The organism is Ignavibacteriota bacterium (assembly GCA_016212665.1).
GTDB lineage: Bacteria > Bacteroidota > Ignavibacteria > UBA10030 > SZUA-254 > FW602-bin19.
In genome coordinates, this window is the sequence record JACREZ010000003.1 from 57,176 (window position 1) to 69,636 (window position 12,461).

Consider the following 12,461-nt stretch of genomic DNA (forward strand, 5'->3'; position numbering starts at 1 on the left):
TATGAAACTCCAACTCTCAAAAATCTGTCACGCCCGCTCCGGCGATAAGGGCGACACAGGAAATGTCGGCATCATCGCGCTGAAACCTGAGTATTATCCAATTCTGCAAAAGTATGTAACTGCGGAACGAGTGAAGGAACATTTCGAAGGCATTTGCTTAGGAAAAGTAGAACGATTTGAACTACCGAATCTGAATGCCTTGAATTTTCTCCTTCACAATTCGCTTGGCGGAGGGGGGACGGTTTCATTGAAAAACGATGCGCAAGGAAAAACCCTCAGCAGTGCAATGCTCAGAATGGAAATCGAAATTGAAGAAACGATTGACATATAGTTTTAGGAATATACAACTCAGGGCTTGAAGCCGACAATTAGCAATATTTCGTCGAACGCTCTCGCTATAAACCATCGCAACCATGCTTCTATATTCAATGTACTCGCATATTTTCATTATTTGAATGCTTCCACAAAGCACTTTCAGGCAAAAACTTTTTGCATACTTCCATCCGCATGTTGCATCTTCGCAAAAGATTGTTGCAGGTAAGCTTCCGCAGTGCGCATCTTTGTATTCGCATTGCGCATCCAAGCATTTGTAACTAACAACTTCGCAAAAGAAGGTTGCAACCAAGCCTCCGAAATGTGCATCTTCGCAAACTATTATAGCAACCTTGCATTTGTAAGGCACAAGGAAGCGTTTGTATCGGGCATGGAATCATAACATGTTCATGAAACACCATACACAGTTTTACTTATTACTTATATCAGGAAATTATGTTTGAAGAACTTAAAGAACAATTAACAGAACTCAACGAAAAACTTTCACAACTCCGGAGGTATCTTTGACGTTGATGCAAGAGAATCACAAATCGCCGCGTTAGAAGCGCAAACACACGCGGAGAATTTTTGGAACGATAATATTTCTGCTCAAAAAGTGATGCAGGAAATTACCAAAAGGAAGGAGTGGACTGAGGCGTACAGAAGTGTTGAGCGGAAATTCCATGATGGGCAAGCGATGCTTGAGTTGGCGGTCGAATCGGGGGATGAAAGTTTCGCGAACGAACTTGTCAAAGAAATTACAGAGATTAAAACTGTTGTTGCCGACTTAGAGTTTCGGAATATGTTGAGCGGCGATGATGATGAGAAGAGTTGTATTCTCACCATCCACTCAGGGGCGGGAGGGACCGAGGCGCAGGATTGGGCTGAGATGCTTCTTCGCATGTACACTCGTTGGGCAGAACAGAAAAAGTATAAAGTATTTTTGCTCGATGAATTACAAGGCGATGGCGCGGGTATTAAAAGCGCCACAATTGAAATTCAGGGGAAGTTTGCTTTCGGATATTTGAAGGCGGAAAACGGTGTGCATCGGCTCGTCAGAATTTCTCCTTTCGATGCGAACGCCCGAAGACATACTTCCTTCTCATCCGTGTTTGTCTATCCCGAAATTGAAGACGATGTTGAAATTGAAATCAACCCGGCGGATTTGGAATTCGATACGTACCGTGCTGGTGGAAAGGGAGGACAGAACGTCAACAAAGTTGAAACGGCAGTGCGCATCAGGCACATTCCTTCAGGAGTTGTGGTAGCGTGTCAGCAGGAGCGTTCTCAATTTCAAAACAAAGAACGCGCACTCAAAATGTTGAAGTCCCGGCTTTATCAATTGAGAAAAGAAGAAGAAGAAGCGAGATTATCAGCCATTGAAAGTACGAAAAAGAAAATCGAATGGGGAAGTCAGATTCGTTCGTACGTGTTTCATCCCTATAATTTGGTGAAAGACCATCGCACCGATGTGGAGACAAGCAACACACAGGCGGTTATGGATGGCGATATTGATAATTTCATCAAGGCATATCTCCTCGAATTCACAACAAAGAAAAACTAACGGAGCAACTGTTTGTCAGTTGAATGGTTCATAGCAAAGCGGTTCCTCCAATCTCAAGGAAAAGGAGGAACACTTTCGTTCATAACGGTAGTTTCCATACTTGGAATTACGCTTGGAACTGCCGCGCTGATTATTACGCTCTCAATACTCTCCGGTTTCGAAAAAGAAATCAAAGATAAAGTGATTGCGTTTGTCACTCATATACAAGTGACAGGATTTCAGGGGAAGTCACTGCCTGAAGTTGAATCGCTCCCGAAAAAACTTCGCGATGAACATCCTGAAATACTTTCTGTAAATCCTTATGTTGCAAAGGAGGGGATGATTCGTTCAAAACATTCTGTTGAAGGAATTTATTTGAAGGGGATTGACCTTCAGAATGTCCATCCGGCATTATCTAACTATTTGATTGAAGGGGAACAACTACAGGCATCGCCGACCGCTAATCAAATCATCATTGGAAAAAAACTTGCAAGAAAATTGAACGTTCGCGTAGGGGAGAGCGTGATAGTGTTCGGCATCTCAGGTGAACTTCAACAGATGCAACCTAAAGCAAAACAATTTATTGTCTGCGGGATGTATGAATCGGGCATGTCGGAGTACGATGATATTTATGCCTTCACCGGAATTTCTGCCGCACAACAATTATTCAGTATGACCGGGGCAATCAGCGGCTATGAAGTTTCGGTTCGTGATATTTCAAGCGTTGAATCGCTTTCAAAACAATTGTCCGTCTCGCTCGGCTTTCCTTATCATGTCACAACGATGTTTCGGTTGTATCGGAATTTGTTCTCGTGGATTGATTTGCAAAAGAAACTCTCGCCCATTCTTCTCGTTCTCATCATCGTTGTTGCAACCGTGAATATCTTAGGAATGTTACTGATGTTTGTTCTTGAAAAGATAAAGGCGATTGGGATTCTTTCAACGTTGGGAGCAACACGCACACATTTACAACGAATCTTTTTCTATCAGGGAATTTTCATTTCGTTGATTGGAATAGGACTTGGGAATATCCTTGGAGCGGCAATTTGTTTCCTTCAGCAGGAGTTCCGCGTTATTTCCTTGCCGTCAGATATTTATTTTATGACGACAGTTCCGATTGAATTCAAGGTTCAAAATTTTCTTCTTGTCTCCGGTGTTGCGTTAGTGTTGGCAATGATAACAACATTGCTTCCATCACGAGCGGCATCAAGAATTAATACTATTTCTGCAATTCGTTTCTGATGCAACCTGTCGAATTATTCTTAGCATCGAGATACTTGTTTGCAAAACGCTCAGTCAGATTTGTGAACATCATTACTATTATTTCGATAGGAGGAATAACTATCGGTGTTGCGGCGTTACTGATTGTCTTGTCAGTCTTTAACGGTTTCAGCGGAATAGTTACAAAGGTGTTAGTCGGGTTCGACCCGCATGTAAGAATCGAAAAATCAGGCGGATTTGATTCAACTCAGTATTCAAACATTGAACGGGCAGTTCATTCGCTTCCTCAGGTAATCGCAAGCGCTCCTGTTCTCTCCGGAAAGGCAATGATTATAACAAAGAACCGGAATGTTGTTGTCATTGTTCGTGGTGTTGATGAGCAAAAGGTTTCAACAGTTTCCGGTTTGAACTCAAGCATTATTGCAGGTGAACTGAAATTTAATCCTTCATCCGAAGTAGGAGGGATGGTAATTGGTCTAACGTTAGCAGAACAACTCGGATGTATGGTCGGTGAAGAAGTAACGGTAGTCAGTCCCGGTGATTTTGAAGCGATGTTTCAAACAATAGCAACTCCTGAATTCAAGTCATTTCGCATTACCGGTATCTTTCTCTCGAACAATAAAGAGTATGATGCAAATTATGCGTACGTTTCATTGCCATGGGCACAAAGTCTGTTTAATGTTGGTGGACAAATACATGCATTGGAAGCACGGCTTACAAACTTTGAAGATGCAGAATTTGTGAAGAATGAGTTATCAAAGAAACTCCCGAGTGATATTCAAATCTCTACCTGGCAGGACCTTCATCTGGATTTGTATTTTGTTATGATGTTGGAACGATGGGCTGGTTACATCATCCTGTCTTTAATAATAGTTGTGGCTTCATTTAATCTCATGGGTTCGTTGGCGATGAGCATCGTCGAGAAGAAACGTGACATTGGAATTCTGCAAACACTTGGAATGACTTCAAGGAGAATTAAGAAAGCGTTTATCTATGAGGGTTTATTAGTTGGCATTATCGGCACAACATTAGGAATTCTTTTGGGAATTTTTGTATTATATCTCCAAGTGAACTATCAATTATTTGCATTAGATACGAGTGTGTATATCATCCCGGCAATACCTGTCGAGATTCACGCGATTGATTTTCTCTCTGTCGCAGTAGTCTCGTTAGGGCTGAGTTTGCTCTCTGCCTATTATCCAAGTAACAAAATAACTGAATATCAACCGTCGGAATGTATCAGATGGGAATGAATTCACATCATCCATTGTTACGATGCGAAGATTTGCACAAATCTTTTTCCTCGATAGAGGGAAAGGAGGGAGGATTGCATGTCCTCAAGGGTATCAATTTGACCATTGAACAGGGTGAAATGACTGCAATCGTTGGCGCTTCCGGCTCAGGGAAAAGCACGTTGTTGCACATCCTTGGTGGAATTGACACTCCAACAAATGGAAAAGTGTTTTGGCAAGAAACTGAACTCAGTACGCTGAAAAAAGATGAATTGACAACAAGGCGCGGAAAGTTTATAGGATTTGTATTTCAATTTCACCATTTGTTGAACGAATTTACAGCAATAGAAAATGTAATGCTCCCGATGCTTGTAGCCGGAGAAAAAACTTCAGTTGCAAAGAACAATGCAAATGAAATTTTGAAGCAACTCGAACTTAGTAGTCGCACGAATCATAAACCGAATGAATTATCCGGCGGTGAACAACAACGGGTTGCTATCGGTCGGGCGATTGCAAATACTCCGCTTGTCATCCTTGCCGATGAACCAACCGGTAATCTTGATTCAGTTAGTAGTTTGTTGATTTATGATATCCTGAAGCGATTGAATCAGGAACAAGGCATGACAGTAATTGTAGTGACACACAATGAGCAATTATCGAAAGACTGTAAGAAAACCTACAAAATGTTTGATGGTCAACTACAATTACTTTGAACTAACGACGAATTTTTCTAAATTAAACCGAAAGAAAATATTATGGCAAAAGCAGAACAAAAGAAAATAAAAAGCAGTAAATCAATTATCTTCCCATTAGAGAAGCAAAATTACATTATCCTGGCGATTGGGTTAATCGTCATCATCGTTGGATATTTTGCTCTTGCATCGAACGGCGTGGAAGGATTTATGCCGTTAGTCGTTGCTCCTATTTTACTTGTACTTGGTTATTGTGTGATTATTCCATTCGGAATCCTGTACAAAGTGAAAGAGAAGCAGGACGTAGCAACCACACAATCCTAACTCATATTTAAAACTCCAACACAATCGAATCTAAACATGGTAAAAAGAAACTCGTTTGTGTAGGATAATAAAGATTATGTAAAGTTAATTCAATGCAATCCGTAAGATTGTAACAATTGATTATTTGATACTTCGATGATATTGTTTATCGAAAGTGTTCCTCCCTTTTTGACCTGACCTATTTCGGAATAATTTATTCTGTGTGTTTCGAAGATTGTCTTTATTTCTTCCAACATTCCTTTCTTACAAGAAATGACTACTCGTGATTGGTCCTCAGTAAACAAGTATAAATCATTTCGTATCTCTGAGTTATAATTAATTACAGCACCTAAGTCCTGATGATTCATACACATTTCTGCTAATGTTATACCTAAACCACCATCACTGACATCATGACAGGAACGTATCAACTTTTTATGAATCAATTCAAGCAAGCACGATTGCAATTGCAATTCCTCATGTAAGTTAATAGTGGGTGAATCACCGGTGATTTGATTGTGGATGTGTGCAAGATATTCTGACCCGCCGATATGGCCAATTGTCGTTCCTACAAGTACAATTACATCGCCATCTTCTACAAATGAATTCGGAATTATATTCCGTACATCCGAAATTTCACCTAACATACCGATAACCGGAGTCGGAAAAATCGGTGAACCGTTGTGTTCATTATAAAAACTGACATTACCACCGGTAACAGGAGTTTCGAGTGCTTCACAGGCTTCTTTTATACCTCTGATTGACTCTCTGAACTGCCAATAAACTTCCGGGTCGTATGGATTTCCAAAATTCAGGCAATTCGTAATCGCAATTGGTTTCGCGCCAACACAGACCACATTTCTTGCCGCCTCTGCTACAGCAATCTTTGCGCCTTCATAAGGATTTAGATAAACATACCGAGGATTGCAGTCAGTCTTTACAGCGATTGCTTTGTTTGTTCCTTTGATTCGAATTACAGCCGCGTCGGTTATACCTTCAATTTGTATTGTATTCGTTCTCACCATTGAATCGTACTGCTCCGTTGCCCAACGTTTAGAACGAATGTTTGGAGAACTCAACAATTTCAACAGACATTCATTATAGTCATCCGGTTCAGAAATAGTGTTTTGGTTGAACATTCGTGTCTGTTTGATGTACTCAGGTTCTCTTGATTCACGAATGTAAACGGGCGCACCGCCGCCAAGCACAAGTCCTTGCGCAGGAATGTCAACAACAAGACTTCCATCCTTCCACATTTTGATTCTGTCTTGTGCTACAACTTTTCCTATAACTTTACAATGTAAGTCCCATTTGGAGAAAATAGTTTCAATTTGTGTTTGATGTTCAGGTTTAGCGACAAGCAACATTCGCTCCTGAGATTCAGAAAGAAGAATTTCGTACGCAGTCATATTCTTTTCGCGCAATGGAACTTCATCTAAGTTGATTACCATTCCTGAGTTACCTCGTGCACTCATCTCTGAAACCGAGCAGGTAATTCCTGCCGCACCCATATCCTGAATTCCAACGACATAGCCGTGTTTGATAACTTCAAGTGTGGCTTCGAGTAAAAGTTTTTCTGTAAATGGGTCACCTACCTGCACATTCGGACGTTTATGCTCTGATTCATCAGATAATTCTTCAGAAGCGAAAGTTGCACCATGAATACCGTCCCTGCCGGTAGCAGAACCTACTATCATCACAATATTCCCTTCGCCCTTTGCAACCGCCTTTGCTATTTCATCGTGCTTGACGATACCAACAGCCATTGCATTAACAAGTGGGTTCTCGTTGTAACATTCATCAAAGAAAATATCTCCCGCAATAGTTGGAACGCCGAAGCTATTTCCATAATCACCAATACCTTTGACGATTCCTTTCATCAAATATTGAGTGCGTGCAATTTCGGGATTTCCGAATCGTAAAGAATCTAACGCGGCAATGGGTCTTGCACCCATGGTGAAAATATCACGCATGATTCCACCAACACCGGTAGCCGCCCCTTGATACGGTTCCACTGCAGATGGATGATTGTGGCTCTCGATTTTAAACGCAATTGCCAATCCATCTCCAATATCAACCAAACCGGCATTTTCTTCCCCTGCCTCAACAAGAAGTCGCTTTCCCTTTCGTGGCAGTTTCTTTAATTCTGCAATCGAGTTCTTGTAACTGCAATGCTCACTCCACATTACGCTGTACATTCCAAGTTCTGTGTAATTCGGTTCACGACCGATGAGTTCAATAATTTTATTATACTCATCATTTGTCAAACCAAATTCAATGGCAACGTCTCGTAAATTCTGATTTGTGTCTTTCATTCTTATTCAACTGATTCTAAATGTATAAGTGTCTGTCCTTTTTCAACCCGAGAACTCTTTTCAACATCGATTTTCTTAACACGTGCTTTCACCTGAGATCGAATTTCATTTTCCATTTTCATCGCTTCGAGTATTATCAACCCTGTACCGGGAGCAATCACATCACCGACATGAACTTCAACTGCAACTACCAGTCCCGGCATAGGCGCTTTAATTGTCAATTCATGCTTGCTTGTACTTTGTTTTTGCATCTGTGCAAGAAGAATGGCTTTCTCATCCAGCAATGTCACCGGAATTCTATAGTTCTTTAACCAGACCTCGTATTGATTATCGGCTACTTTCTTTACCAGTGTTTTGCTTTGCTTTAATGTTTGCATGTTCAATGATTTCTCATTGACTTTTATCAAACCATTCCCATGTTCCTCAATAAGGAACTCCTTCGAGTGAACCTGTATTTTGTATTTCTTCATCTTAATGCAAACTTTCTTTTCGTTGTAACTTCCAACTTGATGAAGTAAACTGTCTCTCCTGTCGAAGTACTGAGTTTGGAGTTTTGTGTTTTGAATGAAGAAGAGATGCTAACGCCGCTTGCTCTAAAATGTTATCAGGAATAGTTAAGTCCCGTTCTTTAAGAAAATGATTTGCAATAAAGTGTGTATCAAATTCTCCGTTCTGAAACTTGGGATGATTCATGAGCCACTGACAGAAAGGAATGTTTGTCTCAACGCCAAACAATTCATAATCATCAAGAACACGCTTCATCCGATTCAATGCTTCGTTTCTGTCTTTTCCAAAAGTAATGATTTTTGAAAGTAACGGGTCGTAATACGGAAGAACTTCAGAGCCGGTTTCCACTCCCCTATCTTCCCGTACACCTAAACCAAGACTTGGTTTGAGCCATTGTATTGTTCCAGTAGATGGAAAGAAATCGTTTTGTGGGTCTTCAGCATAAATTCTACATTCAATCGCATGTCCGTGAAACGACACATCTTGTTGTCGAAATGACAAACGATTTCCTTCGGCGATTCTGATTTGCTCTGCAACAAGGTCAATTCCTGTTCTCAATTCAGTTACCGGATGTTCAACCTGCAATCGTGTGTTTACTTCCATGAAATAGAAGTTGCCATTACAATCAAGGAGAAATTCCACTGTGCCGGCATTGACGTATTTGGCTTGCTTCATGAGTGAAACAGCCGCGTCAGTTATCTGATTTCTCAGTGTTTGGCTAATTGCAATTGAAGGAGATTCTTCAATTATCTTTTGATGCCTTCTCTGAATCGAACATTCACGTTCTCCAAGATGAACGACATTTCCAAAACTATCAGCAAGGATTTGAACCTCAATGTGTCGGGGATTCTCAATATACTTTTCGATAAAGATTCGGTCGTCATCAAACGAAGAAGCCGCTTCAGAACGCGCTTGCTTGAGAGAACTCTCCAAGTCACTTTCTTGTCTGACAATCCTCATTCCTTTTCCGCCGCCGCCGCCTGCCGCTTTCAGCAAGACAGGATATGTTATCTCCGATGATATTCTTTTTGCTTCTGAAATATCTGTTATCGAGTCTGTCGTTCCGGGAGCAATAGGTACTCCTGCTGACAATGCAAGTTTACGGGCAAGTGTTTTATCACCCAAGAGATTCATTGATTCAGAATTCGGACCGATAAAAATAATTCCGTTCGCTGTTATCGCATCTACAAAATCCGAATTCTCTGAAAGAAAACCGTAGCCCGGATGTATTGCATCTGCCTGAGAGTTCTTTGCAACCTCTACAATCTTTTCGATAATCAAGTAACTTTCTTTTGCCGGAGGTGGACCAAGCAAATATGCTTCGTCTGCCAGATAGACGTGTGGAGCAGTTTTGTCCGCTTCTGAATATACAGCGACCGTTTGAATACCAAGTTCCTTGCAAGTTCGCATCACCCGAATGGCAATCTCTCCCCTGTTCGCTATTAGTATTTTTTTGATTCGTTGAATCATCTATGCTAATTCCACAATCGTTACTCCCATGCCGCCTTCGTTCCATTCGCCGAGTCGTGAAGACTTGACACGAGTATCATTCTTCAAATATTCCGCAACTCGCTTACGCAATGCCCCGGTTCCTTTCCCATGAATAATGTCAACACGATGTAAACCTGTTAAGATGGCTTCATCAAAGAATTTATCAATTGCTTCTACTGCTTCATCTCCGTACATACCGCGCAAATCAAGTTCTTGTTTTACTTCACGTTTTTCTTCCTTGAGCGATGGTTTACTTTTTAATGTTGCCTTGTGTTCGGCGGGTCTCAGTTCACGCCGGTGAACCTTTACTTTTAAATCTCCCATCAAAACAAGAAAGTTGTCTTTATCAACAACATCTAGTATTTCCCCCGTTGAATTTGTCCGTTTCAGTCGAACGGATTGGCCCACTGCAAATGGAGAATCTACGGTTTGCTCTACTTCAAGTGTATCTTCTAACGTGTCCATTTCAACTGAAAGAGATTTGATCTCAGTCTTCGCAGTCTTCACTATTTCCTTTTGGGCTGACTGTTCCTTTATCTCTTTAACAACTCGTTCTACAGTTGAATGTGCCTTACTGACAATCTCTTTCGCTTCAGTCACTGCTTGAGATTTTATCTGCTTTATTTCTTTTTGTAGCGAATCAATCTTCGCCTGATAAGAAATCCTCAGACCTTCCAACTTATCTTTCTCTTGCCGAACCTCTTGAAGTTCTTTCGTTAACTGTTGAGAGTGTCTCTCTAATTCAGCAATTAGTTGCTCAAGATTGTAGGACTTATTTCCAAGAAACTCTTTGGCTCTTGCAATCAAACTTTCGGCAAGAGACATTCGTTGTGCCATCTCGATTGCATAACTGCTTCCTGGAACTCCATAACGGAAACGATATGTTGGTTGTAATGTGGCTTGGTCAAACTCCATTGCGGCATTTTCAATGTGTGGAGTTTCATACGCAAACACTTTGAGCGAACCGTGGTGAGTTGTTGCAATCGTTAAACAACCAAGGTTTGTTAATCGCTCTAGCACAGCCGCAGATAAAGCAGAACCCTCGACCGGGTCTGTGCCGGAACCTATTTCATCAATTAACACAAGGCTACAATCGTTTGCATTCTCAATAATTTGATGGAGATTTTTCAAGTGCGAACTGAAACTACTCAAATCGTTTTCGATAGATTGCTCATCTCCGATATCAACAAAAATATCACTGAAAATCGGAATCTCACTCTCGCCAAACGCCGAGACATGGCATCCTGCCTGCACCATCAAGCAAAGTAAGCCAACGGATTTTAACGCAACACTCTTCCCTCCCGCGTTCGGTCCTGTTATGATAACTGTTCTGACATTCTCACTAATCTCGAAATTGAGAGGAACGATATCTTTCAGTTTATGCCGTTGAAATAACAGCGGGTGTCGGGCGTTCATTAACTTCAATGAACCATGCGGTTTTACAATTGGTTCGTTTCCTAATATTTCAAGTGAATATTTTGCTTTCGCCTGAACAAAATCTATCAAACCAAGAATTTCAAGATTGAATAAAAGTGCGTCCCGACATTCTCTCACCTGCTCAGTCAATGCCTTGAGTATTTTTTCGATTTCTCTTAATTCTTGAAATTGGAGAGTTCTGATTTCATTGTTCAACTCCAATGTTTCAGTTGGTTCGATGAATACCGTTGCTCCGCTTGCCGATGAACTATGAATGAATCCCGGAACTTTATTCTTATGCTCGATTTTAATTGGGATGACCATCCTGCCATCCCTTGAAGTAATCAATTCTTCCTGAAGCCAATCCTTAGCAGAAATAGTTTTGACTAACGACTCTAATTTGTTCCTTAATCCTCCTGACTTGTCTGTAATTTGTCTCCGAATTGTTTGAAGTTCTTTCGTTGCAGAATCCTTCACGACACCACTTTCATCAATCGCACTGTTGATATTGTATTCAAGAATTTTATTCAGGTAAAGTTTGCTAACCTGCTCAAACAAAAGTGGAAACTGAGTTTTAATTCGACTGAAAAACGTATAGCATTTTTTTGATGTGTCAAGAAGCAATGCAATTTTTCTTAACTCATCAGCGGGGAGAGCAAAATTCTCGATTGAAGTTCTGTGCAGACCGATTCGCACATCTGGGATGGAATCTAAGGGCGGGTACCCTACTCCTTCAAGGAGTCGTTTCATTTCTGAAACTAAGGAGAGTTGATAACGGATTTCATCAAGCGATGAGAGCGGGGAAAGTTTTTCAACATGTTCTCGTCCGAGGTCGGACGTTGTATAACGCGAAATGTGCGCTATGACTTTATCTAATTCGAGTTTCGAAAACGAATTGAGATGTTCTCGCATCGCTGAGTTACTTCGTTCCCTTCAGTTCTTCGATGAACTCTGCTGTCTTGGGTAACCACTTCATCGTGTAATTGATGACCTGAGGAGCAAAGTCAATAAATTTGTCATACATCAACGATTCATTCTTGGCTTGTTCATCAATTACTTCCATGCGTGAAAAAAGAATCAACAACAAACTGACTGACACAGCGCCTTGGAATGCTCCGATAAATCCACCCGCGAACCGAGATGTCGTTTTGATAGTTTTGTTCTTGTCCGTTCCTAACATTCTGTAAATGATGTTTAACGAAACAATGAATACGATAAAAACAGCCGCAAAAGCAAGTATTCTTGATATTTCAGTTGAAAATTCAAACCAAGCGGAAAACCAATCGCCAACGATTGGATAGAGCAAAAGCGACGCTGACAATCCACCAAGAAATCCTAATACACCATATAATTTTCTGAAGAAACCATCCTTAAAACCTAAGGCAATGGAGATGATGAGTCCGGCGATTATGAAAATATCAACCATATC

The 12,461-nt window shown here is 40.9% G+C and carries 11 protein-coding genes; 6 read left to right on the plus strand and 5 right to left on the minus strand.

Going from position 1 to position 12,461, the window contains the following annotated elements:
• Position 1 precedes the first annotated feature (1 nt).
• The 6 genes from HY960_01000 to HY960_01025 all read left to right on the plus strand — a co-directional run bounded on the left by HY960_01000 (position 2) and on the right by HY960_01025 (position 5,324).
• Positions 2–331 carry a hypothetical protein gene (locus tag HY960_01000; protein MBI5214311.1) on the plus strand — a complete coding sequence of 110 codons (330 nt, stop codon included), beginning with the start codon at positions 2–4 and terminating at the stop codon, positions 329–331.
• Positions 332–768: 437 nt separating this feature from the next.
• A protein-coding gene (prfB, locus tag HY960_01005) for a peptide chain release factor 2 (GenBank protein ID MBI5214312.1) occupies positions 769–1,876 on the plus strand; the annotation gives its coding sequence in 2 pieces (ribosomal slippage) (positions 769–837 and positions 839–1,876; 1,107 coding nt in all).
• A 12-nt stretch (positions 1,877–1,888) separates the two neighbouring features.
• A complete protein-coding gene (locus HY960_01010) occupies positions 1,889–3,097 on the plus strand; it encodes an ABC transporter permease (GenBank protein MBI5214313.1) in 1,209 nt (402 codons plus the stop codon).
• Positions 3,097–4,329 carry an ABC transporter permease gene (locus tag HY960_01015; GenBank protein MBI5214314.1) on the plus strand — a complete coding sequence of 411 codons (1,233 nt, stop codon included), beginning with the start codon at positions 3,097–3,099 and terminating at the stop codon, positions 4,327–4,329. Before HY960_01010 ends, HY960_01015 begins: the two co-directional genes overlap by 1 nt.
• Complete coding sequence (locus HY960_01020) at positions 4,326–5,021, plus strand: ABC transporter ATP-binding protein (protein MBI5214315.1); 696 nt, start codon at positions 4,326–4,328, stop codon at positions 5,019–5,021. The genes HY960_01015 and HY960_01020 overlap by 4 nt, the downstream gene beginning before the upstream one ends.
• A 42-nt stretch (positions 5,022–5,063) precedes the next feature.
• Positions 5,064–5,324 (plus strand): hypothetical protein, encoded by a 261-nt coding sequence (locus tag HY960_01025; GenBank protein MBI5214316.1) that lies wholly within the window; start codon positions 5,064–5,066, stop codon positions 5,322–5,324.
• Between the two features lie 89 nt (positions 5,325–5,413).
• Here the strand turns inward: HY960_01025 and purL are convergent, their stop codons facing one another.
• Genes purL through HY960_01050 form a run of 5 tightly spaced genes read right to left on the minus strand, consistent with a single transcriptional unit; the run spans position 5,414 to position 12,458 of the window.
• Positions 5,414–7,618 carry a phosphoribosylformylglycinamidine synthase subunit PurL gene (gene purL / locus HY960_01030; GenBank protein MBI5214317.1) on the minus strand — a complete coding sequence of 735 codons (2,205 nt, stop codon included), beginning with the start codon at positions 7,616–7,618 and terminating at the stop codon, positions 5,414–5,416.
• A gap of 2 nt (positions 7,619–7,620) precedes the next feature.
• On the minus strand, positions 7,621–8,088 hold the full coding sequence (locus HY960_01035; protein ID MBI5214318.1) for an acetyl-CoA carboxylase biotin carboxyl carrier protein subunit: 468 nt from the start codon (positions 8,086–8,088) through the stop codon (positions 7,621–7,623).
• Position 8,089: 1 nt separating this feature from the next.
• Positions 8,090–9,583, minus strand: coding sequence for an acetyl-CoA carboxylase biotin carboxylase subunit (gene accC, locus HY960_01040; protein MBI5214319.1), 1,494 nt, complete (start codon positions 9,581–9,583; stop codon positions 8,090–8,092).
• Positions 9,584–9,595: 12 nt separating this feature from the next.
• Positions 9,596–11,944 carry an endonuclease MutS2 gene (locus tag HY960_01045; protein MBI5214320.1) on the minus strand — a complete coding sequence of 783 codons (2,349 nt, stop codon included), beginning with the start codon at positions 11,942–11,944 and terminating at the stop codon, positions 9,596–9,598.
• A gap of 7 nt (positions 11,945–11,951) precedes the next feature.
• The gene (locus HY960_01050; protein ID MBI5214321.1) at positions 11,952–12,458 is read right to left on the minus strand and encodes a CvpA family protein; all 507 of its coding nucleotides are present in this window, start codon (positions 12,456–12,458) and stop codon (positions 11,952–11,954) included.
• Positions 12,459–12,461: the final 3 nt, after the last annotated feature.